We start from the raw sequence: 24,992 nt of genomic DNA, 5'->3' as shown, positions 1-24,992 counted from the left end.
GAGCGCGCCGCGCGCCCTGCGGCTCAGCGCGTCGCCCGTGCCAGTGCCAGGAAGTCGTCGACGGTCAGCTGCTCGCCGCGCTCGGTCGGCGACAGTCCGGCGGCCTCGAGCGCGTCGGAGGCGGCGGCCGACGAGCCGTAGACGCTCGACAACGACTGCCGCAGCATCTTGCGGCGCTGCTGGAACGCGGCGTCGACCAGCTCGAAGACGGCGACACGTTCTTCTTCGGTGCCCCGCGCCTCCTTGCGGTCGAAGGCGACGAGGATGCTGTCGACGTTCGGCACGGGCCAGAAGACCTGGCGGCTGACCTGGCCTGCCGTGGAGAACTCGCCGTACCAGGCCGCCTTGATGCTCGGCGAGCCGTAGATCTTGGAGCCGGGCTCGGCCGCGAGACGGAGCCCGACCTCGGCCTGGACCATCACGAGGCCGCGCGTCAGCGTCGGGAAGTGCTCGAGGAAGTGCAGCAGCACCGGCACGCTGATGTTGTAGGGCAGGTTCGCGACGAGGTGCGTCGGCGCCGAGGGGAGCTCGACGACGCGCATGGCGTCGTCGACGACCACCGAGAGGTCGGCCGCGGGCTGCAGCAGCGACACGGTCGTCGGCAGCTGCGCGGCGAGGCGCTTGTCGATCTCGACGGCGACGACGTCAGCGCCCGCCTCGAGCAGGCCGAGTGTGAGCGAGCCGAGGCCGGGCCCGATCTCGACGACGGAGGTGCCGGCCGACACCCCGGACGCGGCGACGATGCGCCGCACCGTGTTGGCGTCGTGGACGAAGTTCTGGCCGAGCTTCTTCGTCGGCTGGATGCCCAGCAGGTCGGCGAGGTCGCGGATCTCGGCGGGGCCGAGCAGGGTCGAGCGCGACATCAGCCCTCGACCGTCACGGGCTCGTCGGTCCACGAGCCGTAGACCAGCTCGGTGTTCGACGAGATCTGCGCCGCGAGCATCGAGACGTCGGTGCCGATGGTCTCGGCCATCGACCGGAGCGTGTGCGGGATGAGGTACGGCGCGTTCGGCCGGCCGCGGAACGGCGTCGGCGTCAGGTACGGCGCGTCCGTCTCGACCATGACCAGGTGGCGCGGCAGCTGCACGAGCGCCTCGCGCAGCGGCGCGGCGTTCTTGAAGGTGACGGTGCCGGCGAAGGAGGCGTACCAGCCGTTCTCGGCCAGGATGCTCGCCAGCTCGGGACCGCCGCTGAAGCAGTGGAAGACGGTCCGCGCCGGGGCGCCGACCTCGAGCAGCAGGTCGACGACGTCGTCGTGCGCGTCGCGGTCGTGGATCTGCAGGGCCAGGTCGTGCTTCTTCGCGATCTCGACGTGCCGGGCGAACGACTCGAGCTGCGCGTCGCGCCCCTCGGCCCCCGTGCGGAAGAAATCAAGACCCGTCTCTCCGACGGCGCGGACGCGGGGTCGGGCCGCCAGCTCGTCGATCTCGTCGAGGGCGTCGGCCAGCTCGCCGCGGGCCGCCAGCAGCGGTGCCTCGTTCGGGTGGATCGCGACGGCGGCGAGCACGCGCGGCTCGCGGGCGGCGATGTCGGCCGACCAGCGCGACGTCTCGAGGTCGGTGCCGACCTGGACGACGCCACGGACGCCGACGCTCGACGCTCGGTCGAGGTGCTCGCGGTAGTCGAGCGCGTTCTGTCCGTCGGCGATCTCGAGGTGCGTGTGGTTGTCGTACACGGGCACGACGAGCGCCTGCGGGCTCGGCGGGTAGGTCAGGTCGCGGGTCTGCCCGCCCGACTCGGTGGAAGAGCGGTGACGGACGTGCGAGGGCGTCGCGTCGGTGCCGCGGTCGTCGGTGCCGCGCCCGTCGATGCTCCCGCTGCTGCGCTCGTCGCTCATGCGGCCGGCTCGGGCTGCTCGATGCGCGGGAAGAGCCCGGCCGCGAGCGGCTGGACCGTCGGGGCGCTCGACCACTCGGCGGCGCGGTCGACGGGCTGGCTGGTGAGCTCGCCCTGGCCGATCGCCTCCCACAGGGTGCGGGTCGCGGTGGGCATGAACGGCGACAGCAGCACCGTGAGCGTGCCGAGGCCGCGGAGGGCGGTGGCGAGCACGGTCGCGAGGCGCTCGCGCTGGTCGTCCTTCTTGGCGAGGGCCCAGGGCTCCTGCTCGGTGATGTAGCCGTTGAGGACGTCGACGAGCTCCCAGATCGACGAGAGCGCCTCGTTGATGGCGAAGCGGTCCATCGCGCCGTCGGCGGCGGCCGTGACGCGCAGCTCGGTCTCGCGGACGGCGAGGTCGGCAGAGGTCAGCTCGCCCGCGACGGGGACGGCGCCGTCGAAGTAGCGGGTGATCATGGCGATGACGCGCGAGGCCAGGTTGCCGAAGCCGTTGGCGAGCTCGGCCTGGTAGCGGGCCGAGATGTCCTCCCACGAGAAGTTGCCGTCTTGCCCGAAGGTGATGGCGCGCATGAAGTAGTAGCGGAACGCGTCGGCGCCGAAGACGTCGGTGATCTGCTGCGGCGCGATGCCGGTCAGCTTCGACTTCGACATCTTCTCGCCGCCGACGAGCAGCCAGCCGTGGCCGAAGACCGCCTTCGGCACGGGCAGGCCCGCGGCCATCAGCATGGCGGGCCAGATGACGGCGTGGAACCGCGCGATGTCCTTGCCGACGAGCTGCACCGCCGGCCAGCGGCGGTCGAACTGCTCGTCGTCGACGCCGTAGCCGATGGCCGTGACGTAGTTGAGCAGCGCGTCGAACCAGACGTAGACGACGTGCTCCTCGTCCCACGGGACCTTGACGCCCCAGTCGAACGTCTGGCGCGAGATCGACAGGTCGCGGAGGCCCTGCTTGACGAACTGCACGATCTCGTTGCGGACGTTCTCGGGCTGGACGAAGTCGGGCTGCGACTCGTACAGGTCGAGCAGACGCTGCTCGAAGTCGCTCATGCGGAAGAAGTAGTTGCTCTCCTTCAGGAGCTCGACGGGCTTCGAGTGGATCGCGCAGACCTGCTCGCCCTCGAAGGCCCCCGTGCCGTCGACGAGGTCGCCCGGCTGCTTGTATTCTTCGCAGCCGACGCAGTAGAAGCCCTCGAACTCGCCCTGGTAGATGTAGCCGTCGTCGTGGAGCTTCTGCAGGAACCGCTGCACGCCCTTCTCGTGGCGCTCGTCGGTCGTGCGGATGAAGTCGTCGTTGCTGATGTCGACGGTCTCGAGCAGCGGCTTCCAGGACTCGGTGACGAGCTTGTCGGCCCACGCCTGCGGCGTCACGTCGTGGCTGGTCGCGGTGCGGAGGATCTTCTGGCCGTGCTCGTCCGTGCCGGTGAGCAGCCATGTGTCGTCTCCGCGCTGGCGGTGCCAGCGGGCGAGCACGTCGGCCGCGACCTCGGTGTAGGCGTGGCCGATGTGCGGCACGTCGTTGACGTAGAAGATGGGCGTTGCGATGAAGAAGGAGTCGCCGGCGGGCATGGGGACCATCTTAGGTGAGGCCGCCGACGCCGTGACGCGGCCCGCGCCTCCTCGGCTGCCGCCCTCTCCGCGGGCTCAGGAGGGGCGGGGCGCCTTCGCCGCGAGGGCCGCCTGGTAGAGGTCGCGACGGGAGAGGCCGGTGGCGGCGGCCACGTCGGTCGAGGCCTCCTTGAGCCGGGCCCCGTCGGCGACGAGGGCCTGGACCTGCGCGAGACCCGCCGCGAGGTCGAACTCGCGCTCGGGGGCGCCCTCGACCACGACGCAGATCTCGCCGCGCACGCCCTCGGCCGCCCAGGAGGCGAGCTCGGAGGCGGAGCCGCGCCGCACCTCCTCGTGCAGCTTGGTCAGCTCGCGGCACACGACGACGCGACGGTCGGCGCCGAGCGCCGTGACCACGTCGCCGAGCGAGTCGCCGAGACGGTGAGGCGACTCGAAGAAGACCATGGTGCGGCGCTCGTCGGCGAGGGCCCCGAGCACCCGGAGGCGGTCGCCCTGCTTGCGCGGCAGGAACCCCTCGAAGCTGAACCGGTCGGTGGGCAGGCCGGAGACGGCGAGCGCGGTCAGCACGGCGGACGGGCCGGGGATCGCCGTGACGGTGACGCCCGCGGCCGCGGCCGCCTCGACGAGGGGGAACCCCGGGTCGCTGATCGCGGGCATGCCCGCGTCCGTGAGGACGATCAGGTCGGCCGTCCGGGCCAGCTCGACGAGCTCCGCCGCCTTCTCGCGCTCGTTGTGCTCGTGCAGGGCGATCAGGCGGGGACGGTTCTCGACCCCCAGGGCGCGCATGAGGTGGATGGCGGTGCGGGTGTCCTCCGCCGCGACGACCTCGGCGTTCGTCAGGGCCTCGACCAGCCGCCGGGAGGCGTCGCCGAGGTTTCCGATGGGGGTGGCGGCGAGGACGATCACCCGCCCATTGTCCCCTGGCCGGGCCGTCGCCGCCGACGAGCCCGATGCGGGCCGAATACGATGGCCGGATGAGCAGCCAGGGCGATCGGGAGTTCGACGCCCTGCTCGACACCGGGACGGCCGCAGGGCGCGTCGCCCCGGCTGAGCCCGGCGAGCGGGTCGACCTCGAGGCTGCCACCGGAGGCGCGACGAGCGACGCGGCCGCAGCTCCGGTCGCCCCCCGTCCGCTGCTCCGGATCGACGCGTGGTGGGGCCGCCTCCTCTCGACGCCGGCCCGACGCCGCGCCTGGGCCTGGGGCGGACCGCTGGTCGTCACCCTGCTCGCCGCCGCGCTGCGCCTCTGGGACCTCGGCCGGCCCGGCACCCTCGTCTTCGACGAGACCTACTACGTCAAGGACGCCTGGAGCCTCTGGAACCTGGGCTACGAGGGCTCGTGGCCGAGCGACTACGACGCCGCCTTCGCGGCCGGCGGGGCGGACGGCTACCTGGCCGCCCCCTCCTTCGTGGCCCACCCTCCCCTCGGCAAGTGGCTGATCGGCCTCGGCATGTGGGCCTTCGGACCCGACGACCCGGCCGGCTGGCGAATCAGCACGGCGGTCGCGGGCATCGTCGCCGTGGCGCTCGTCGCCGTGATCGGCACGTACCTGTCGCGCTCGACGCTGGTCGGCACGCTGGCCGGCTCCTTCATGGCGATCGACGGGCACGCGATCGTCATGTCGCGGGTGGCCCTGCTCGACAACTTCGTGATGCTGTTCGGCCTGCTCGCCTTCGGGGCCGTGCTGCTCGACCGGAGGCAGAGCGCGAGGGCGCTCGACGCCTGGCTCGCGCGGAGGCGGGCCGCAGGCCGCGACACCGCCTGGGGCCCGTCGCTCTGGGGCCGCCCCTGGCTGGTGACGGCCGGGCTGCTGTGCGGCCTCGCGACGGGCGTGAAGTGGAACGGCCTGTACTTCCTGGCCGTGTTCGCGGTCTACACGGTCGTCGTCGACGTGCTCGCGCGTCGCCGGGCGGGCGTCGAGTTCTGGCTCTCGGGCACGCTGTTCCGCCAGGCGCCGGTCAGCTTCCTGCTCACGGTGCCGATCGCGGCCGTCGCCTACGTCGCGAGCTGGACGGGCTGGTTCGTCACCGACGGCGGCTACTACCGCAACTGGGTCTCCGAAGGAGGCGAGCGCTGGTCGGGCGCGCTGGCCTGGGTCCCCGACACGGTGCAGAACTGGTGGCACTACGAGGCCGGCGTCTACGCGTTCAACGTCGGGCTGCACACGCCGCACTCGTACGCGGCGAACCCGTTCGGCTGGCTGCTCATGCTGCGGCCCACGAGCATGTACTACCAGGGGCTCGACCAGGGCCAGGGTGCGTGCGAGGTCGCTCGCTGCGGCATGGCGATCACCTCGATCGCGAACCCGTTCATCTGGTACGCGGCCGTCGCGGCCTGCGCGTACCTCGTGTACCGCCTCGTCCGCCGCCGCGAGTGGCAGGTCGGGGCCGTGCTGGTCGGCATCGCCGCGGGCTACCTGCCCTGGCTGGCGTTCTCGGGCCGGACGGTCTTCCAGTTCTACACGATCGCCTTCGAGCCCTACCTGCTGCTCGGGCTGGCCGGGGTGCTCGGCATCGTCCTCGGCCGCCGGACGGACCACCCCGACCGACGGCTGAGCGGGATCGTCGTGACGGGCATCGTGGTCGTCGTCTCGATCGCCGTGACCGTGTTCTTCTACCCGCTCTGGACGGCGCAGCTCGAGGACTGGGAGTTCATCCGGCTGCACTACTGGATCCCCAGCTGGAAGTAGCGTCGCCTCCGGTCGTCCCTCCCCGCCGAGGAGGCGCGGCTCGTTGTGTGTAGCTGCGTTACGCACCGAGGCGTCCTGTGACGACCAGCGGCTAGCGTGGCCCGCATGGCAGATCGTGACTACGGCTTCCGCACGCGTGCGATCCACGCGGGCAACGTCCCCGACTCGGCGACCGGGGCGCGCGCGCTCCCGATCTACCAGTCGAGCGCCTTCGTGTTCGACGACACGGAGGACGCGGCGGCGCGGTTCGCGCTGCAGAAGTACGGCAACATCTACAGCCGGCTGGCCAACCCGACCACCGCCTCCTTCGAGGAGCGCGTGGCGAGCCTCGAGGGTGGCCTCGGCGCGGTCGCGACGTCGAGCGGGCTGAGCGCGCAGTTCATCACCTTCGCCTCGCTGGCCGGCGCGGGCGACCACATCGTCGCGAGCGCCGCCCTCTACGGCGGGTCGGTCACGCAGCTCGACGTGACCCTGCGGCGCTTCGGCGTCCAGACGACCTTCGTGCAGTCGAGCGAGCCCGCCGACTACGCCGCGGCGATCACCCCCGCGACCAAGCTGCTCTTCGTCGAGACGGTCGCGAACCCCTCCGGCGAGATCGCGGACCTCGAGGGCCTGGCCGAGGTCGCGCACGCCGCCGGGATCCCGCTGATCGTCGACTCGACCATCGCGACCCCGTACCTGAACCGGCCGATCGAGTGGGGCGCCGACGTCGTGATCCACTCGGCGACGAAGTTCCTCGGCGGTCACGGCACCACCCTCGGCGGCGTGGTCGTCGAGTCGGGTCGCTTCGGCTGGGACAGCGAGCGGTTCCCGCTCTTCGACCAGCCCGTGCCGAGCTACGGCGGGCTGAACTGGTCGGGCAACTTCGGCGAGTACGCGTTCCTCACCCGGCTGCGGGCCGAGCAGCTCCGCGACATCGGGCCGGCACTGGCGCCGCACTCCGCCTTCCTGCTGGCGCAGGGCGTCGAGACCCTGCCGTTCCGGATGCGCGCGCACGTCGAGAACGCGCGCGAGGTCGCCGAGTGGCTCGACGCCGACCCGCGGATCGAGCGCGTGCGCTGGGCCGGGCTGCCCGGGCACCCGCACCACGAGCGCGCGCAGAAGTACCTGCCCGAGGGCCCTGGCTCGGTCTTCACCTTCGAGCTGGCCGGCGGACGCGCCGCCGGCAAGACGTTCATCGAGTCGGTCGAGCTCGCGAGCCACCTGGCCAACATCGGCGACGCGAAGACGCTCGTCATCCACCCCGGGTCGACGACGCACGCCCAGCTCAGCGAGCAGCAGCTCGTCGACGCCGGAGTGCTGCCGGGCTCGGTCCGCATCAGCGTCGGCATCGAGGACGCCGCCGACATCATCGACGACCTCGACCAGGCGCTCCGCGCCGCGACGAAGGAGGCGTGACGTGAGCACGAGCACAGGCACGGGCACGGGCACGGGCAGCGACACGGTCACGACGCAGCTCGCCAACGGGCGCACCTGCGAGCTGCCGTCGAGCTCGCCTCTCGCCAAGCTGCTGAAGTCGCAGCGCACCTGGGTCGGGCCGGACGCGCGCGCGCGGCAGGCCATCCTCCGCTCCGCGAAGAGCGTCGCGATCGTGGGCGCCTCTCCGAACTCGACCCGCTCCTCCTACTTCGTCGGCACCTACCTGCAGCAGTCGAGCGACCTGCGCGTCTACTTCGTGAACCCACGGGCCGACGTGATCCTCGGCGAGAAGGCGTACCCCGACCTGGCCTCGCTGCCCGAGGTGCCCGACATCGTCGACGTGTTCCGCAAGGCGAGCGACATCCCGTCGGTCGTCGACGACGTGCTCGCGAGCGGGGCCCGCACCATCTGGGTGCAGCTCGGCATCTGGAACGAGGAGGCGGCGCGGTACGCCGAGGAGAAGGGCCTGACCGTCGTCATGGACCGCTGCATCAAGGTCGAGCACGCCCGGTTCAACGGAGGCCTCAACCTGATGGGCTTCGACACCGGCGTCATCTCGTCGCGGCGATCGGGGCGCTGACGCCGGGTCACCGGGGGTCGCCCACCACGAAGGTGGAGTCGACCTCCCGCCCCGGGCCGGTGCTGAACAGCTCGGACCGCTGGACGGTCCACGGGCCGTCCCACACGATCGGACGGCCCCGCGGCTGCACCACGACGTTGTCGTGCGAGGACAGCCCGGACGGCAGGGTGGCGGTGGACCCTGCCCCTGCGCCGACGTAGTAGACGGCGTCGCGGCTCGACCCGAACACGTTGCCCGTGACCTCGAGCGAGACGGGAGTCTCGAGCTCGTAGAAGACCACGTGGCTGCCGCGGCCCCGCTGCTGGGGACGCGCGCCCCACCCCAGGCCCACGTCGTGGCAGACGTTGTCGACGAACCGGAAGTCGAGCACGCCGGGCGACGCCGGCCCTCCCCGCGTCCAGAGCTCGAACGCCTGCGTGCACCGCAGCACGACGTTCTGCTCGAAGACGATCGCGGACCACGGGCCGTCCCAGCCCTGCACGGTCGTCGCGGTGTCCCAGCAGTCGGTGATCACGCACCGACGCACCGTGACCCGCTGACCGGCCTGCCAGATCTGCACGCCGTTGCCGTAGCGGCCGGCCCCCGGCAGCTCCGAGCCTCCGACGTGGCTCACGGTGCAGTGCTCGATCAGCACGTCGTGCACCCCGGGGCCGTCGTCGTAGCCGTGGGAGCCGGTGCCCACGAGGTGCAGGCCGCGCAGCACGAGCTGGGAGACGCCCACGACCAGGGGGTCGTCGACGGCGGCCTGGACGCTGCCCAGGGTGTCCGGTCGCGCGTCGCTGCAGACCGTGAGGACCGTCGACCCTACGGGGGACGCGAACTCCCACTGGCCGCGCAGGTCGGCCACGGACCCCCGTCGGTAGGCGCGGATCTCGTCGTTCACCTTGAGGAAGCCCACGTTCGCCGTGGACGACGACGCGTCCCCGAGCCAGTCGCTGCCTGCCCCCGTCGCGGCCAGGTCGACCTGCCACCGCCCCGAGCCGGGGGCCGTCTCGCGCCAGCCGGCGGCCGTCGGGGTCTTGAAGGCCGACACCCGGGGTGCGCTGCCCGTGCCGTAGGCGGCGATCGTGAGGAGGCGGTCGTCGCCCTGGGCAGGCTCCCGCGGGCGGAGCACGCCGGGGTGGACGCGGCCCCGCGCGAGCAGGACCGTGTCGCCGTGCCGCACCTGCTGCTCGGCGAAGGCGAGGTTGAGCCTGGCCAGCGACCGCCACGGTCGCGTCGGCGAGAGGCCGTCGGCGTCGTCGGAGCCGGACGGGTGCACGTGGAAGGTGCGGCCGGGCGCCGCGTCGGGGGCCGACGGGGAGGCGGAGGCGGGCCTGGCCGGGAGCACGGCGTCGGCGAGGCCTGCAGCGGCGGCCGCGGCGCCCGCCGCCGTGAGCGCGCCGAGGAGACCGCGGCGGGTCGGGCCCCGCGGCGCGTCGGCGGGGACGGCTGCGCGGGGAGCACCGGAGGAGGCTTCGAGGTTCATATCGTCGATCGTAGTGCATTCATGCCTCAGTGCTGTGGAACATTCCACACGCTGTTCAGGCATGTAGACACGACAGCCGGTCGTGGTCCATATTCGACACATGACATCCAGGCAGCCGACCTCCCCGCTGACCCTCCGGCTCGCCCGCGGCCAGGCCTTCGACTCGCTCCGGTGGGTCGCAGCGATCGCGGTGGTGGTCCTGCACGCGAGCTCGGCGATGGGCGTCGAGGTGCTGTGGGGCGGCGTCGAGTACGCCGAGCCGATCATGGTCTTCTTCACGCTGACGGGCATGTTCGTCTACGCCTCGGCTGTGTCGACCTGGTCGCGGACGGGCTCCTGGCGCACCTACGCCCGGAACAGGTGGCTCCGCGTCGCCCCCGCGATCGCGGCGTTCGCCCTGGCCGCGCCCCTCGTCCTCGTCGCCGTCGGCGCCGCCGCTCCGTCCACCCTCCTCTCGCCCGAGCTCGTCGTGTGGCTCGCCTCGGCCGCCCTGCTCGTGCCCAACTACGACCCCTCGATCTGGTCGCACATCGGCAGCGGCTCGATGAACGGCCCGCTCTACACCGTGCCCGTCGAGATGAGCTTCTACCTGCTCGTCCCGGTCCTCGTGCTGGCGGCCCGCCGCTTCGGCTTCTGGCGGATGGTCGCCGGCATGGCGGTCGTCAGCGTCGTCGGCGCCTTCGTGTCGAACCAGGGCGGGCCGCTCCTGCACGAGGTCTTCCACCACCTGTTCCTCGAGCGGGCGGCCTACTTCACCACCGGCATGGTCCTCGCCAGGGTGGGCTCGGCCGTTCCCCTGCGATGGTGGCTCGCCGCCGCCGCGCTCGCCGTCCACGTGGCCCTGCGGACCTACCAGGACCACGGCCCCGACACCGGCGTGCTCGCCTGGCTGCAGCACACCTTCAAGCCGGTGCTCTGCGCGTTGCCGAGCGGCTACCTCGTGCTCTTCGCCGGGGTCCGGCTGCCCTCGGTCCTCGGGCGCGTGACCGCGAGGCTCGGCGACTGGAGCTTCGGCACGTACCTCTGGCACTCCGTCGTCCTCAACCTCGCCCTGTGGTGGGGAGCAGGCGCCTCCGGCCTGGCGCTCGCGGCCGTGGTCGTCGTCAGCCTGGGCTGCGGCGCCACGTCGTGGCACCTCGTCGAGCGTCGGTTCCTGGCCCGCAAGCAGGTCAGCCTGCGGGCGCGGACGGACGACCTCGCCCGACCGGGTCCGGCTCCCGGCCCCGTCGACGCGCGACCCGTCGCGTGACGCCCCGTGAACGCGTCCCGGGTCGATGACGGGGGCGGACGCTACGGTGGCCCGCATGTCCCCCGTCATCACCTCCCCCCTCGTCTCCAGCCAGTGGGTGGCCGACCACCTCGGCGCCGACGACATGGTCGTGGTCGACGTCTCGGTGCTCCCCGTGCGCGATCGCGACGGCGCGGCGACCGGCCGGTTCACGACCGGCCGCGGCGAGTACCTCGAGCAGGGGCACGTCCCCGGGGCCGTGTTCGGCGACCTCATCCACGACCTCAGCGACGACCGGGCGGCGCTCCCGTTCACGCGGCCCGACGTCGATCGCTTCGCCGAGGCCGCGGGCGCGCTGGGCATCGCCGCCGGCACGACGGTAGTCGCCTACGACTCGTCGGGCGGCCCGTGGGCCGCCCGGCTCTGGTGGCTGCTGCGCGCGGCCGGCCACGACGACGCGGCCGTCCTCGACGGGGGCTTCTCCGCCTGGGCTGCCGAGGGGCGTCCCGTCGACGTCGGAGCAGTCGAGCCCGAGCCGTCCGTGTTCGTCGCGCACGAGCGTCCGGGACTGTGGGTCGACAAGCCCTTCGTCGAGGCCGTCGTGCGCGGCGACGAGCGGGCGGCGCTGGTGTGCGGCTCGCCCCGTGCCGAGTTCGACGGCGTCGCGGGCGCACGTCCCCGGCGGGGCCACATCCCCGGCAGCGTGAACGTGCCGTCGACCGAGCTCGTCGACGACACCCTGCACTTCGCCGAGGTCGAGCAGCTCGAGGCGGCGTTCGCGCCGGTGCTCGAGGCCGAGAAGGTCGTCGTCTACTGCGGCCAGGGCATCGCGGCCAGTGCGGACGCCCTCGCCCTGGTGCTCGTGGGGCACGACGACGTCGCCCTCTACGACGGCTCGCTCGACGAGTGGACGGGCGACGACGACGCACCGCTCGAGTCGCTCGCGGCCTGACCCGCGGCGAGGCACGACGCGGTCGTCAGCCCGCCGCCCGGGCCAGCGCTGCACTCCCTGCGCCTGCGCCTGCGACCGCGACCGCGACCGCGACTGCGCCTACGCCTGCGACCGCGCCTGCTCGGCGAGGTCACGGTCGAGCTCCACGACGCCGGTGACGGGCAGCCGGCAGACGAAGTCGTGGCAGAGGAACGCGGTCGCGTGGCCGCGCACGGCGGTGCGACCTGCGAAGAGCTCGAACCCGGCGTCCGCCAGCGCCACGGCGGAGTCCTCGTCGACGACCCCCACGAGGACGCCGGGGCCCAGGGTGCGACGAGCTCGAGCTCCCAGGTCGATCACGACCGGCTGCGCTTCCCCCGGCGCAGCCGAGAGCTCACCCTCGACCTGGGCCGCGACGGCCGGCGTGACGACGGACGGCTCGACGACGAGGAGCTGCGTGGACGGCGCGGCGAGCTCCGCGAGCAGCGAGAACGTCGTCCCGTACGCGACGGGCGAGTCGAGCGCCGTGTCGGCGGCAGGGCCGACGGCCCGCTCCGCAGCCCGGCGCCAGCGCGCGTCTCCCGTGAGCCGGTGGAGCGTGAGCGCCGCGACGGCCGTCGCGGCGACCCCGGACGGGTAGGCGCCCTCGGACGGGTCGGCCGCGAGCGCCGTCCCCTGTGACCTCAGGACGGGGTCCGGCCCCGCCGGCGCCGCGAAGGGCACGACCCCCTCCTCGTCCACCAGGCAGGCAGACATCAAGGACCTCGCCGCGACGGCGTACCGGGGCAGCCCGGTGGCGAGCGTCAGCTGCAGCAGGCCCTCGGAGAACATGCCGTGGTCCTCGAGCGTGGCCACCGCCTCCGACACCCCGGTCGACGAGGAGGCGCGCCGCAGCCGCCCGTCGGAGGTCACGTGCTCGTCGAGCAGCACGTCCGCGGCCCCGCGTGCGGCCGCCACCCAGTCCGGGCGGTCGTGTCGAGCGCCGGCCTCGGCGAGGGCCGCGATCGCCAGGCCGTTCCAGCCCGTCAGCACCTTGTCGTCGACGGGCGGCGCCTCGTGCCGAGCGCGCTCGACGGCGTCCAGTGCGTAGAACCCGCCCTCCACGCGGCGACCGTCGATCGTGCTCTCCGAGTCCTGAGCCGAGCCGAAGGCGCCGCTCGGCGTGCGGAGGCGAGCGAGCAGGAACCCCGCGATGCCCGCCGCGACCTCGAGCGGTCCGAGGGCAGGCGCAGGTCCGCGACCCGCACCTCCTGCGGTCTCGTCCGTGCCGTCGCTGACTGTGTCGGCAGGCTCGAGCAGGGCCAGCCGCGAGTACGCGGTCAGCAGCAGTGCGTTGTCGTACAGCATCCGCTCATAGTGGGGATCGCCCCAGTCGCGCCGGGTCGAGTAGCGGAAGAAGCCGCCCTCGACGGGGTCACGCAGCGGGGACGACGCCATGCGCCGCAGGGTCCGGGAGGCGAGGGCGAGTGCGTCACGGTCTCCCCCGGCGCCGAGCCCCAGCAGTGCCAGCTGGGCCGGCGCGACGGGGAACTTCGGGGCGCCGCCGAACCCGCCGTGCTCGACGTCCTCGGCGGCGGCGACGCGGGCGGCCGCGTGCGACAGAGCCGCGGCCGAGGGCAGCTCGACCGAGCCGGGCGCAGGAGGCGCGGGCTGGGCCGCGAGCGCCGCCGCCACCCCGCGGGCGGTCGCGTCCACCTCGCCGCGGCGGCTCGTCCACGCCTCGGTGACGGCGTCGAGCACCTGCCGGAACGCCGGGTGGTCCTGGACCGGCTGCGGCGGGAAGTACGTGCCGGCGAAGAACGCCTGGCCGGCAGGCGTCGTGAAGACGGTGAGCGGCCAGCCGAGCTGGGGGGTGAAGGCCGAGGCGGCGGCCAGGTAGCTGGAGTCGACGTCGGGGTGCTCCTCGCGGTCGACCTTGATCGCGACGAACCGCTCGTTCAGGTGCGCCGCGAGCTCGGGGTCGCTGAAGCTCTCACGGGCCATGACGTGGCACCAGTGACAGGTCGAGTAGCCGATCGAGACGAGCACCGGGACGTCGCGCCGGGCTGCCTCGGCGAAGGCCTCCGGGCCCCACGGCCACCAGTCGACGGGGTTGTCGGCGTGCGAGCGCAGGTAGGGGCTGACGGCGTCGGCGAGTCGGTTCGTCATGCCTCCACGCTAGGCGCGTGCGAGCACTGCGGCGCGACTGCGCGGCGGCGCGACTGCGCGACTGCGCGACTGAGCCCGCTGTCGGCGACGAACCTCGTTCCGTTCGAAGAACCTCGAAGCACGATGGTTCTTCGAACGGAAGGCGGTTCGGCGGCGGACGCTGGCGCGGGGGGAAGCAGGCAGCAGGGGCCGCAGCGGCGGGGTGCGGCTACGCGCGCGACGGCACGGGGTGCGGCTACGCGCGCGACGGCACGTCGCGCAGCGCCGGGCCGTCGTAGTGCGACAGCGGCCGGATCAGCGAGTTCGCCTCGCGCTGCTCGATGACGTGGGCGCTCCAGCCGAGCACCCGCGACGCGACGAAGAGCGGCGTGAAGACCGCCGTGTCGAAGCCCATCAGGTGGTACGCGAAGCCCGACGGCCAGTCGACGTTCGGCTTCAGCCCCTTGCGCTCGAGCACCCCCGCGGCCAGCGCGTCGTAGACGGCGGCGAGCTGGTCGACCCGGGAGTCGCCGGAGGCGCGGGCCCGGTCGACGAGGCCGGCCAGCGCCTCCTCCATGGTCGGGACCCGGCTGTCGCCGTTCTTGTACACGCGGTGCCCGAAGCCCATGATCTTCTCGCGACGCGCGAAGGCGCCGTCGAGCCAGGCGGCGGCGCCCTCGGCACCGCCGTCGTCGGCGACCCGGACGAGCAGCTCGAGCGCGGCCTCGTTGGCGCCGCCGTGCAGCGGGCCCTTGAGGGCGCCGACCGCGGCCACGATCGACGAGTGCAGGTCGCTCAGCGTCGACGCGACGACCCGTGCCGTGAAGGTCGACGCGTTGAACGAGTGCTCCGCGTACAGCACCATCGACGTGTCGAACGCCCGGACGTCGAGGTCGTCGGCCTCGCGCCCGAACACCTGCCGGAGGAAGTCGGCGCTGTAGCCGAGGTCGTCGCGAGGCCGCACGGGAGGCAGGTCGCGCCTCCTGCGCTGGTCGTAGGCGATGACGGCGGGCAGGGCGCCGAAGAGCCGCGTCGCGAGGCGCCGGGTGTCGGCGGGGTCGTGCTCGCCCGGGGCGCTGCTCGGCTCGGGCTCCGCGGCGCCGAGGGCGCTGATGGCCGTGCGGACGACGTCCATCGGGTGGGCAGAGGTCGGGATCAGGTCGATGACGTGCTGCAGCCCCGGCGCGAGGGGACGCGCCGCCCGCAGCTCGGCGTCGAAGGCGGATCGCTGCTCGGGCGTCGGCAGCTCGCCGTGCAGCAGGAGGTACGCGACGTCCTCGATCTCGCACGAGGCGGCGAGCTGCTGCACCGGGTAGCCGCGGTAGAGCAGGGAGTTGCTGGCCGCGTCGACCGACGAGACCGCGGTGCGGTCGACGACGACCCCGGCCAGGCCCTTGTGCAGCTCGGGCGCGGGAGGTGCGGTGAGGGTGTCGCTCATGGTCACTCCTTCGTGAGGTGAGGCGAGGTGCGCCGGCGGCGGTGCCGGCAGGTGGTGCGGGTCCTGCAGCGGCTCAGCGCTCGACCGTGAAGTCGAACACGCCGCCGTCGAAGGCAGAGTAGCCCTCGTAGTCGACGAGGTCGTAGAGGTCGGCCCGGTGCTGCATCCGGTCGAGGAGGCCCGCCTGGGTCCCGGTCGCGGCGAGCTCGTCGAGCCCGCGCCCGGCCTCGCCCATCGCGAGGCGCAGCAGCGTCACCGGCCAGATGACCATCCGCACCCCCGCGCTCCGCAGCTGCTCGGTCGTGTGCAGCTCGCCCTTGCCGAACTCGGTCATGTTCGCGAGGACCGGCACGTCGACCGCCTCGGCGACGGCCTCGAACTCGGCCAGGCCGGTCAACGCCTCCGGGAAGATCGCGTCGGCGCCCGCGTCGACGAGCGCCTTCGCTCGGTCGACGGCGACGTCGAAGCCCTCGACCGCGCGCACGTCGGTGCGGGCCATCACGAGGAAGTCGGGGTCACGGCGCCCCTCCACGGCGGCGCGGACCCGCTTGACGGCCGTGTCGAGGCCGACGACCTGCTTGCCGTCGAGGTGGCCGCAGCGCTTGGGGTTCACCTGGTCCTCGACGTGCAGGCCGGCGAGCCCGGCGTCCTCCATCGTCTGCACGGTGCGGGCGACGTTCATCGGCTCGCCGAAGCCCGTGTCGGCGTCGACGAGCGTCGGCAGGTCGGTCATCCGCGCGATCTGGCCGGCCCGGGTCGCGACCTCGGTCAGGGTCGTGAGGCCGATGTCGGGCAGCCCGAGGTCGGCCGCGACGACCGCGCCCGAGACGTAGACGCCCTCGAAGCCCTTCCGCTCGATCAGCCGCGCGCTGAGCGGGTTGAACGCACCGGGCAGGCGCACGAGCCGGTCACCGGCGAGCGTCTCGCGGAGCCGGCGCCGCTTCTCGGCCGGGGTCGTCGTCGAGTACAGCATCAGAACAGCCCGTCGGGCGAGGCCGCGTCGGCCTGGTCGAGCGTGCCCGCCGGGGGCGTGAGCGTCAGCCCCGCGAGCTCGTGCGGCTCGAGCGTGCGGAGGCGCGTCGCCATCCCCAGGAACCGCTCCACCTCCTCCTGCGCCAGCACCCCGTCGGCCAGCGTGCGGAACTTCCGCACGTAGTCCTCGCGCGCGAACGGGCGTGCGCCGAGCGGGTGCGCGTCGGCGACCGCGATCTCGTCGACGAGCCGTGAGCCGTCGGTGAACTCCACCTCGATGCGCCCGCCGAACGCCTTCTCGTCCGGGTCGACCGAGTGGTACCGCCGGGTCCACTCGGCGTCCTCGGCGGTCGTGATCCGCCTCCAGAGCTCGACCGTGTCGGGGCGCTGCGCGCGCTCGGGCGCGTAGCTGCGCTCGTGGTGCCACTCGCCGTCCTGCAGGGCGACGGCGACGATGTACGGGATCGAGTGGTCGAGCGTCTCGCGGCTGGCGGTCGGGTCGTACTTCTGCGGGTCGCCGGCGCCCGAGCCGATCACCACGTGCGTGTGGTGGCTGGTGTGCAGGACGATGCTCCGCACCGCGGCCGGGTCGCGCAGCTCGGGCCGCTCGCGTCCGAGACGGCGGGCGAGGTCGATCCAGGCCTGGGCCTGGTACTCCGCCGAGTGCTCTTTCGTGTAGCTGTCGAGGATCGCGCGCTTCGCCTCGCCGGGTCCGGGCAGCGGCACGGAGTAGCGCGCGTCGGGGCCGTCGAGCAGGCGGGCGACCACGCCGTCCTCCCCCTCCCAGATCGGGCTCGGGCTGGTCTGGCCGCGCAGCGCCCGGTCGATCGCCTCGATCGCCTGCTTGCCGGCGAAGGCGGGCGCGTAGGCCTTCCAGGTCGAGATGAGGCCCTTGCGCGACTGCCTCGTGGCCGTGGTCGTGTGCAGCGCCTGCGCGATCGCCTGCGCGGTGCGCTCGACGTCGAGGCCGAGCAGCGCCGCGATGCCGCCGGCGGCGCTCGGGCCTAGGTGCGCCACGTGGTCGATCTTGTGGGCGTGCAGGCTGATCGCGCGGGCGAGGTCGATCTGCAGCTCGTAGCCGGCCGCGATGCCGCGGACCAGCTGCTCGCCGTCGGCGCCGACGTGCTGCGCGACGGCGAGCACGGGCGGGATGTTGTCGCCGGGGTGCGAGTACTCGGCGGCGAGGAACGTGTCGTGGTAGTCGAGCTCGCGCACGGCGACGCCGTTCGCCCAGGCCGCCCACTCGGGCTGGACGCGCAGCTCGGGGTCGAGGCCGAAGACGGTCGAGCCGGCGCGCGGGCTGCGGGCGTCCGAGCTGGCGATGCCGGCCGGGCCCGCGGCACGCAGGGTGCTCTCCGGGCGGTCGGCCGTGTCGGCGGGGCTGTCGCCGTGTCCGTTGCCGCCGTGTGCGGCTCCGGCGTGCCGGGCGCGGTGCTGCAGCCGAGCGGCGGCCTGTGCCCGGGCCGCGACGACGGGTGCCCGACCGAGGCTCGCGACGGCGACGGCCGCGTTGTCGATGACGCGGTTGACCACCATCTCGGCCACGTCGTCGTCGACCGCCACGGGGTCGACCGCGACCGAGGCCAGCCGGTGGGCCAGCTCGTCGTGCCGCGCGAGCGGGTCGTCGGAACGGTGGACGTGCACGTCGATGAGCATCACCCGACCCACCCTAGGCGTCGGAGCCGACCGACCGTCGAGGGGCATCGGGCTCCGGCGGCGGCGGCGGCATCGACGGCGTCGGCCGCGACGTGACGACGGCCGCGACCCCGGCGAGGACGAGCGCGAGGCCGAGCCACCCCGGCGGGGCCAGCCGCTCCCCCACCACCAGCACCGCGAGCAGCGTCGCGACGACGGGCTCGAGCAGCGTGACCGTCGTGGCCCGCGAGCTGGACACGGTGCGGAGCCCCGCCCCGAACAGCAGGTACGCGACGAACATCGGCCCGAGCGCGAGATAGAGATGCACGCCGACCGAGCGGCCCGTCTCGACGATGGGCGCCCCCGTCAGCAGCAGCACCGGCAGCAGGACGACCGCCCCGACGCCGAACTGCGCGGCCATCGAGCCGCGCGCCGTGTGCCCGAGATCGAGGAGGCGGCCTGCCGTGTACGTGTAGGTCGCGTACGCGAGGCCGGCGAGCAGGCCGAGGGCGACCCCGGCCAGGAACGTCGACGTGGTCTGCAGGCCGGCGGCCGCGGCCTGACCGGGACCGGCGACGAAGCCGAAGTCGCGGGGCTGCTCGTCGTGCCCGAAGACCGCGAGCAGCGCCACCCCCGCGACGGCCGCGCCGGCCGAGGCCGCCCAGCGCCGATCGAGCCGTCGCCGGCGCGCGGCCGGGTCGAGCAGCCGCTCGAGCAGCGCCGCGAAGAGAGGTGCCGTGCCGAGCGAGACCACGTTGCCGACGGCGACCCCGGCCAGGGACATCGACGAGTAGAACGCGAGGGGGTACGCGACGACGGCGAGCGCTCCCGGGACGACCCACCGCCAGGAGGCACCGCCTCCTCGGAGCACCGCCGCGGCCTGCCTCGGCGCCGTCAGCGCGAGCAGCAGGCCGCCGACGCACATGGTCGCCGCGCCCGTCGCGAGCGGGCTGACCGACGCGGGGAGCAGGCTCGCCGCCGTGCCGGTGGTGCCCCAGAGCAGTGCCGCGAGCACGATGCCGATCACGCGCCGATCGTACCGACCCCGCCGAGGGCCTCGGACGGGACGTGCCGGGGGCGCGAGCGGTCAGGACGGCGTGACGGCCGCCTCCTGCGCCCCGAACCGCGCGACGAGGTCGCGCTTCAGCACCTTGCCGCTCGGGCCGAGGGGAAGCGCGTCGACGACGTGCACCACGCGGGGGAACTTGTACGCGGCGATCTCGTCCGAGACGAAGGCGACCAGCTCCTCGGGCGCGACGGTCGCGCCGGCGCGCAGCACGACGGCCGCCTCGATCTCCTGCCCGTGCGTCTCGTGCGGCACGCCGAAGACGGCGGCCATGGTCACGTCGGGGTGCTGGGCGAGCACCTCCTCGACCTGGCGCGGGTACACGTTGTAGCCGTTGCGGATGATCATGTCCTTGGTCCGGTCGACGACGGTGAGGTAGTCGTCGTCGTCCTTGGTCCCGAGGTCGCCGGTGCGGAACCAGCCGTCGACGATCGCCTTCGCCGTGTCCTCGGGCCGGTCGAGGTAGCCGTTCATCAGGTTGTGTCCGCGGACGACGATCTCGCCGATCTCGCCGTGCGGCAGCAGGACGATCCTGTCCTCGACCGACGAGTCGGCGACCTCGACGTCGACGCCCCAGATCGGGGTGCCGATGGTGCCGGGCCGCGGGGGCCGGCCGACGTGGTTGAACGTCGCCACCGGCGACGTCTCGGTCAGCCCGTAGCCCTCGTGCACAGGGGCGCCGTAGACCTGCTCGAACTTCGCCAGCACGGCGAGCGGCAGGGAGGCGCCGCCCGAGATCGCGTACCGCAGCGGCGGTCGCGCCTCCGACCGCGTCGCGGCGTCGAGCAGGGCCATGTACATCGTCGGCACGCCCATGAACACCTCGCAGCCGTGCTCGACCATGGCCGCGAGCGCCGCGTCGCCGTCGAACTTCGGCAGCATGACGATCGTCGCGCCGGCCCGGAACCCGGTGTTCATCGTGCAGGTCTGCCCGAAGGTGTGGAACAGGGGCAGGGCGCCGAGCAGCACGTCGCCCCGGCGCATGTCGAAGGTGCTCATCAGGTTCGTGTCGACCTGCTGCAGCAGCGCGAAGTGCGACCCCTCGGCGCCCTTCGGCTGGCCGGTGGTGCCGCTCGTGTAGAGGATCGTCGCCGTGTCGAACGGATGCCGCGGCACGTAGGTCGTCAGCGGCTCGGCCTCGGCGGCGAGCGACTCGAGGCGGTCGGGCGCCGGGGGCACGACGGCGGTGCCGGCGTCGGTCGCCGGAGGCGCGAGCACCGTCACGACGTCCACTCCCGCCAGCTGAGCCCCGGCCGCGCCCTCGGCGAGGAGCGGCGCCGCGCAGACGAGCAGCGACGACCCGCTGTCGCCCAGCACGTACTCGATCTCGTGGCGCTTGAGCAGCGCGTGCACGGGCACGACCACGGCACCGAGCGCGAGGGTCGCGTAGTAGACGCGGGCGAAGTCGGCGACGTTCGGGACGAGCATCGCGACGCGGTCGCCCTCGCTGACGCCGCGGGCCCGGAGGGCGCCGGCGTAGGCGAGCGACTGCTGCCAGAGCTCGCGGTAGGTGGTGCGCTGCGGTCCGACGACGACGGCGACGTCGTCGGGCCACCGGGCGGCCGCCTCGCTGAGGATCGCGGCGACCGAGGCCGTCGCGTGGCCGGTGGGGGTGGAAGGGCCGGTGGCTGGTGCGTTCGTGACTGTGGTCTTCGAGGTCATGCCGGGTGTGCTCCGTCTCCGTTGACGAGTGGTGATCCTGGTCGGATCATACGGCGGACCGCCGGGAGCCCGGCCGGCCCGAGCCCCTCGCCGCTACCGCACCCCGCTGCGCACGAAGCCCTGCACGAAGAATCGCTGGAACGCCAGGAAGAGCGCCACCATCGGCAGCACCGAGATGACGGCGAGCGCCATGATCCCGTTGTAGTCGGGGTTGGTCTGGCCCTTCAGGTAGAGCAGCCCGACGGGCAGCGTGTAGAGGTCCGGGTCCTTCAGGGCGATCAGCGGCCAGGCGAAGTCGTTCCAGCTGCCCAGCAGGGTGAGCAGCACGAGCACGGCGACCAACGGACCGCTCAGCGGCAGGACGATGAGGGCGAACACCCTGATCGGGCCGGCACCGTCGAGACGGGCGGCCTCGATCAGCTCCTGCGGGATGCCGAGCATGAACTGGCGCGCGAGGAACACGCCGAACGCCGTGGCTGCCGACGGGAGGATCACCGCCCAGTAGGTGCCGTAGATCTCGAGCCCGTTCACCAGCCGGAACTGGGCCACCATGATCGCCTGCACCGGGATCATCAGGGTCGCGAGGAACACGAGGAACACCGCCGTGCGCCCGACGAAGCGGAGCTGCGCGAAGGCGTACCCGGCGAGCAGGCTCACGACGACCGTCAGCACGGTGACGAAGACCCCGATGACGATCGAGTTGCCGAACCACGCACCCACGGGGTACCGCTCGAGCACGCGTTCGAAGTTCTCCAGGGTCAGGGCGCTGGGCAGGAGGCGGAGGCCGCGTCCGAAGACCTCGCCCCGCGGCGAGAACGCCACGACGAGCATCCACACCAGCGGGAACGCGACGACGACGGACGCCACGACGGCGACGACGGTGCGGAGGGCGACGAATCCGCCGCGCCGACGTGGTCGCCTGCGCGGGGTACGGACGCCGGCGACCCGATCGGCTCCGCGGACGGTGCTGCGGGGTGCGCCGGCCGCAGGGGCGTCGGCGACGGACTGGGGTGTGGTCACGTTCTGTTCCTCGTCATTCCGTGAGGTCGCGGGTGCGGTTGGTGCGCCACTGCACGACCGTGAAGGCCAGCGTCACGACGAGGATCACGACGCCGAGCGCGGCGCCGTAGCCCTGCTCGCGGATCTGGAAGCCGTTGCGGTAGGCGTAGGTGCCGAGCACCGACGTGGAGTAGCCGGGGCCGCCGCCCGTGAGCACGAAGACGAGGTCGAAGACCTGGAACGACGCGATCACGTTGAGCACGAGCAGGAAGAACGTCGACGGCCCGACGAGCGGCACGGTGATCGAGCGGAAGCGCTGCCAGGCACCGGCGCCGTCGAGCTCGGCGGCCTCGTAGAGCTCGGGCGAGACGGACTGGAGGCCCGCCAGGTAGATGATCATGTTGAGGCCGACGCGCAGCCAGATCATCGTGACGATGACCGAGACCATCGCGAGCGCGCCGTCCGACTGCCACGGCACCGACCCGAGCCCGAGGGCGCGCAGCACCTTGTTGACGAGGCCGTTCGCCTCGGTGAACAGGATGACGGCGATCATCGCGCTGGCGACGCCCGAGATGACCATCGGCAGCACGAGCATCGTCCGCCAGGTGCGTCGCCCGGGCAGGACGCCGTCGAGCAGGACCGCGAGCCCCAGCCCCAGCGCCATCTCGACCGGCACGGTGACCACGGTGAAGAGCACCGTGTTGCCGAGCGTCTGCCAGAAGACGGGGTCGGCGACCATGCGGGCGTAGTTCGCGCCGCCCACCCACTCGGGGTCGCCGAAACCGCGGGTCTCCTGGAACGACAGCTGCACGGCCCAGAGGATGGGCACGAGCAGGAACACCGACAGCAGCACCAGGTTCGGCCCGATGAAGGCCCAGCCGACCAGGTTCTCCCGGAGGCGGGCGGCGCGTCGTCCGGGACGGCGCGCACCCGGCAGCGCCGTCATCAGTCGGTGGCCTGGCCGACGGCCTCGTCCAGGGCGCTCAGGGTGTCGTCGACCGACTGCCCCTGGGTGAACGCCGCCTCGAGCTGGTCCTGCATCGCGACGGTGATCTCGGCGAGGTACGGCGAGGTCAGCTGCTTGACGTCGCTCGGCTCGATGGTCGTGGCCTGGTCGACGAAGACCGGCATGACGTCGGGCCGCACGGCGAAGTCGATGGACGAGGCGTCGATGTCGGTCCGGGTCGGCAGCTCGTTCGTGGCCGCGCAGAACTCGGTCATCGCGTCGGCGGAGGCCATGAAGTTCAGGAACTCGGTCGCGAGCTCGCCCTGGTCGGTGTCGGCCGTCGCGACGAGGGCGTTGCCGCCGAGGTCGGTCGCGCCGCGCTCGTCGACGGGCATCGGCACGGCCGTCCAGTCGAAGTCGGTGTCCGCGAGCTCGGGCACGAGGAACGACCCGACGAACGCCATGGCCGTCGTCTGCTCGCTGAACTCCGTGTCGGCGTACGTCGTCGACTTCACGCTGCTGCTCGGCGCCACCCACCCCTGCTCGAAGAACGACTGGGTGAAGCCGAGCGCTTCCGCTGCCTCGGGAGAGTCGATCTCGCTCGTCGTCCCGTCGTCGGCGAGCAGGGCGCCGCCGGCCTGGAACAGCCAGCTGAGCCAGCGCGGCGTGCCGCCCTGCTGCCAGTTCACCCCGAACGGGTACTGGTCGGCGGGGAGGCTCGCGCGGAGCTTCGTCGCCACCTCGCCGAACTCGTCCCACGTCCAGGCGTCCGCCTGGCTCGTCGGCAGGTCGGTGAGGCCGGCTGCGGCGAGCAGCTCGGTGTTGACGAGCAGCGCGGAGACGTCGGTCTGGTGCGGCACGCCGTAGGGCGCGCCGTCGTACGAGACGGCCTCGAGCATCGCGGGCTGGAACGAGTCCTCGTCGTCGATCTGGCCCGTGAGGTCGAGCAGCTGGCCCTGGCTCGAGTAGACGCCGAGGTTGCCGTAGTCGACGCGGAAGACGTCGGGGGCGTCGCCCGTCGAGAGCTGCGCGTCGATGTTGGAGAACATCTGGTCGTAGGGCACGACGTTGAGGTCGACGGTCGCACCGTCGTGCTCGCTCTCGAACTGGGCCACCAGCTTCTCGAAGCTGTCCTGCTCGGACTCGCTGGCCCAGGTCGTGAAGGTCAGGGCGCCGTCGGCGTCGTCGTCGCCGCCGCCGCCCGTGAAGCCGCTGCAGCCGGAGAGCCCGGCGGCGAGGGCGAGGGTGGCCGCGGCCGCGGCGGTCGTGCGTCGGGTGGTGCGTCGGGTCGTCATGTCGTTTCTCCTGGCGTCGGTGCTGTCGAGATCGGTGCTGTGGTGATCGGTGCTGTGGTGATCGGTGCTGTGGTGATCGGTGGCGGCGTGATCGGTGCTGCGGTGGTCGGTGCCGTGAGTCAGGTGTCGCGTCTCGGCCGGCCGGTCGGGGGCGACGAGCGGGACAGGCGTTCCTCGACCAGCGACACGAGCCCGCTCGGGCCGAGCAGGGCGTCCAGACCAGCGCGTACCCCGACCGGGTCGTCGGAGTGCTGCGGAGAGTGTGCTCCCTCCAGCGCCGCGAAGACCGCCGTGACGTCCTCCAGGGCGCGGACGCAGCCGAATCGCGTGATGCGGTCGTCGTCGAGCCGCACGTCGTCGCCGTACCCGCCGCGGAACGCCGCGCGGTGCTCGGGCTCGACGGGCAGCCCGGGCAGCACGCCGAGCTCGACGAGCACGAGGTCGACCTCGCGCGGAGCGACGGTGGCCTCGTCGAGGTCGATGAGCCAGGGGCGGCCGGCCGGGTCGACCACGACGTTTCCGAGGTGCGGGTCGCCGTGGCAGGACACGCGTGCGGTCGCGCCCCGCGCCTCCTTCAGCTGCAGCGCCGTGGTCTCGAGACGACGCAGCCGGTCGCGGTGGACGTGCCACAGCTCGGCCAGCTCGGGGTCGACGCCGGGGGCCTGCCCGGCGCCGACGAAGCGGGCGTCGAGGTCGCGGAGGCGCACGCGGGCCCGACGGCCGGTCCGCTTGACGCCGTGCCGCAGCGGGGCGACGGACGACGGAGGCGGCTGGTCGTGCACCCGACGGACGACGGCGCCCAGCTCGGCCCACTGGTCGAGGTCGAGGCCCCGGCCGTCCTCCGCGGCGTCGTCGCCGAGGACCCAGGGAGAGACCGAGACGAGCACCCCGTCGCGCTCGGACCAGTGGTCGCCCGTCCGGGTGGGCAGCGGGGCGACGACGCCGGAGTCGGGGCCGAGGGCGGCGGCGAGCGCGAGGCCGAACCGGCAGTCGCGCCGGGTCGCCTTCACGGCCCAGCCGTCGCCGGAGCGGTCGCGGACCTGCCAGACGGCGGCGTCCGGGTCGAGCCCGCCGACGATCAGCAGCTCGTCGACGACGTCGAGCCCCCATGCGCCGAGGGACGGCGGCGCCACG

At 73.1% G+C, this 24,992-nt stretch carries 20 protein-coding genes; 5 read left to right on the top strand and 15 right to left on the bottom strand.

Annotation, left to right across the window (positions count from 1 at the left end):
- Positions 1 to 23: 23 nt before the first annotated feature.
- The 4 genes from rsmA to rsmI form a co-directional block, all read right to left on the bottom strand.
- A complete protein-coding gene (rsmA, locus tag IFT90_RS03935; protein ID WP_192041048.1) occupies positions 24 to 863 on the bottom strand; it encodes a 16S rRNA (adenine(1518)-N(6)/adenine(1519)-N(6))-dimethyltransferase RsmA in 840 nt (279 codons plus the stop codon).
- Positions 863 to 1,837 carry a TatD family hydrolase gene (locus tag IFT90_RS03930; RefSeq protein WP_192041047.1) on the bottom strand — a complete coding sequence of 325 codons (975 nt, stop codon included), beginning with the start codon at positions 1,835 to 1,837 and terminating at the stop codon, positions 863 to 865. Before IFT90_RS03930 ends, rsmA begins: the two co-directional genes overlap by 1 nt.
- Complete coding sequence (gene metG / locus IFT90_RS03925; RefSeq protein WP_192041046.1) at positions 1,834 to 3,402, bottom strand: methionine--tRNA ligase; 1,569 nt, start codon at positions 3,400 to 3,402, stop codon at positions 1,834 to 1,836. Before metG ends, IFT90_RS03930 begins: the two co-directional genes overlap by 4 nt.
- A gap of 75 nt (positions 3,403 to 3,477) precedes the next feature.
- Positions 3,478 to 4,308: a 16S rRNA (cytidine(1402)-2'-O)-methyltransferase gene (gene rsmI, locus IFT90_RS03920; protein ID WP_123548018.1), complete on the bottom strand. Its 831-nt coding sequence runs from the start codon at positions 4,306 to 4,308 to the stop codon at positions 3,478 to 3,480.
- 68 nt (positions 4,309 to 4,376) lie between these two features.
- On the opposite strand from rsmI, the gene IFT90_RS03915 reads away from it, so the two are divergent.
- From IFT90_RS03915 to IFT90_RS03905, 3 genes are all read left to right on the top strand, one after another.
- The gene (locus IFT90_RS03915; protein ID WP_192041045.1) at positions 4,377 to 6,092 is read left to right on the top strand and encodes a dolichyl-phosphate-mannose--protein mannosyltransferase; all 1,716 of its coding nucleotides are present in this window, start codon (positions 4,377 to 4,379) and stop codon (positions 6,090 to 6,092) included.
- Positions 6,093 to 6,197: 105 nt separating this feature from the next.
- Positions 6,198 to 7,490: an O-acetylhomoserine aminocarboxypropyltransferase/cysteine synthase family protein gene (locus IFT90_RS03910; RefSeq protein ID WP_192041044.1), complete on the top strand. Its 1,293-nt coding sequence runs from the start codon at positions 6,198 to 6,200 to the stop codon at positions 7,488 to 7,490.
- A 1-nt stretch (position 7,491) separates the two neighbouring features.
- Complete coding sequence (locus tag IFT90_RS03905; protein ID WP_371812082.1) at positions 7,492 to 8,091, top strand: CoA-binding protein; 600 nt, start codon at positions 7,492 to 7,494, stop codon at positions 8,089 to 8,091.
- Positions 8,092 to 8,098: 7 nt separating this feature from the next.
- Here the strand turns inward: IFT90_RS03905 and IFT90_RS17420 are convergent, their stop codons facing one another.
- Positions 8,099 to 9,559: a right-handed parallel beta-helix repeat-containing protein gene (locus tag IFT90_RS17420; protein ID WP_192041043.1), complete on the bottom strand. Its 1,461-nt coding sequence runs from the start codon at positions 9,557 to 9,559 to the stop codon at positions 8,099 to 8,101.
- A gap of 100 nt (positions 9,560 to 9,659) precedes the next feature.
- Between IFT90_RS17420 and IFT90_RS03895 the strand changes: the two genes are divergently transcribed.
- On the top strand, positions 9,660 to 10,808 hold the full coding sequence (locus IFT90_RS03895) for an acyltransferase (RefSeq protein ID WP_192041042.1): 1,149 nt from the start codon (positions 9,660 to 9,662) through the stop codon (positions 10,806 to 10,808).
- A 55-nt stretch (positions 10,809 to 10,863) separates the two neighbouring features.
- Positions 10,864 to 11,739, top strand: a complete 876-nt coding sequence (locus IFT90_RS03890) for a sulfurtransferase (protein ID WP_192041041.1) — start codon at positions 10,864 to 10,866, stop codon at positions 11,737 to 11,739.
- Positions 11,740 to 11,838: 99 nt separating this feature from the next.
- Here the strand turns inward: IFT90_RS03890 and IFT90_RS03885 are convergent, their stop codons facing one another.
- The 10 genes from IFT90_RS03885 to IFT90_RS03840 all read right to left on the bottom strand — a co-directional run bounded on the left by IFT90_RS03885 (position 11,839) and on the right by IFT90_RS03840 (position 24,991).
- Positions 11,839 to 13,866 carry a thioredoxin domain-containing protein gene (locus IFT90_RS03885; RefSeq protein ID WP_192041040.1) on the bottom strand — a complete coding sequence of 676 codons (2,028 nt, stop codon included), beginning with the start codon at positions 13,864 to 13,866 and terminating at the stop codon, positions 11,839 to 11,841.
- 235 nt (positions 13,867 to 14,101) lie between these two features.
- The gene (locus tag IFT90_RS03880) at positions 14,102 to 15,283 is read right to left on the bottom strand and encodes a bifunctional 2-methylcitrate synthase/citrate synthase (protein WP_192041039.1); all 1,182 of its coding nucleotides are present in this window, start codon (positions 15,281 to 15,283) and stop codon (positions 14,102 to 14,104) included.
- Between the two features lie 73 nt (positions 15,284 to 15,356).
- Positions 15,357 to 16,256 (bottom strand): methylisocitrate lyase, encoded by a 900-nt coding sequence (gene prpB / locus IFT90_RS03875; protein WP_192041038.1) that lies wholly within the window; start codon positions 16,254 to 16,256, stop codon positions 15,357 to 15,359.
- Positions 16,256 to 17,911 carry an MmgE/PrpD family protein gene (locus tag IFT90_RS03870; RefSeq protein WP_192041423.1) on the bottom strand — a complete coding sequence of 552 codons (1,656 nt, stop codon included), beginning with the start codon at positions 17,909 to 17,911 and terminating at the stop codon, positions 16,256 to 16,258. Before IFT90_RS03870 ends, prpB begins: the two co-directional genes overlap by 1 nt.
- 13 nt (positions 17,912 to 17,924) lie before the next feature.
- Positions 17,925 to 18,917: an EamA family transporter gene (locus tag IFT90_RS17500; protein ID WP_192041037.1), complete on the bottom strand. Its 993-nt coding sequence runs from the start codon at positions 18,915 to 18,917 to the stop codon at positions 17,925 to 17,927.
- A 60-nt stretch (positions 18,918 to 18,977) separates the two neighbouring features.
- Entirely contained in the window at positions 18,978 to 20,618 is a 1,641-nt protein-coding gene (locus tag IFT90_RS03860; RefSeq protein WP_192041036.1) for a long-chain fatty acid--CoA ligase, read from the bottom strand.
- Positions 20,619 to 20,711: 93 nt separating this feature from the next.
- Entirely contained in the window at positions 20,712 to 21,638 is a 927-nt protein-coding gene (locus IFT90_RS03855) for a carbohydrate ABC transporter permease (RefSeq protein ID WP_371812080.1), read from the bottom strand.
- A 13-nt stretch (positions 21,639 to 21,651) separates the two neighbouring features.
- Positions 21,652 to 22,563 (bottom strand): carbohydrate ABC transporter permease, encoded by a 912-nt coding sequence (locus IFT90_RS03850; protein ID WP_192041035.1) that lies wholly within the window; start codon positions 22,561 to 22,563, stop codon positions 21,652 to 21,654.
- Positions 22,563 to 23,858 (bottom strand): sugar ABC transporter substrate-binding protein, encoded by a 1,296-nt coding sequence (locus tag IFT90_RS03845; RefSeq protein WP_192041034.1) that lies wholly within the window; start codon positions 23,856 to 23,858, stop codon positions 22,563 to 22,565. The genes IFT90_RS03850 and IFT90_RS03845 overlap by 1 nt, the downstream gene beginning before the upstream one ends.
- A gap of 119 nt (positions 23,859 to 23,977) precedes the next feature.
- Complete coding sequence (locus IFT90_RS03840) at positions 23,978 to 24,991, bottom strand: phosphotransferase (RefSeq protein WP_192041033.1); 1,014 nt, start codon at positions 24,989 to 24,991, stop codon at positions 23,978 to 23,980.
- Position 24,992 lies beyond the last annotated feature (1 nt).

The organism is Frigoribacterium sp. CFBP 8766 (genome assembly GCF_014841435.1).
GTDB lineage: Bacteria > Actinomycetota > Actinomycetes > Actinomycetales > Microbacteriaceae > Frigoribacterium.
Note: the sequence above shows the minus strand (reverse complement) of the source record. Positions and strands in the feature narration are given on the sequence as shown.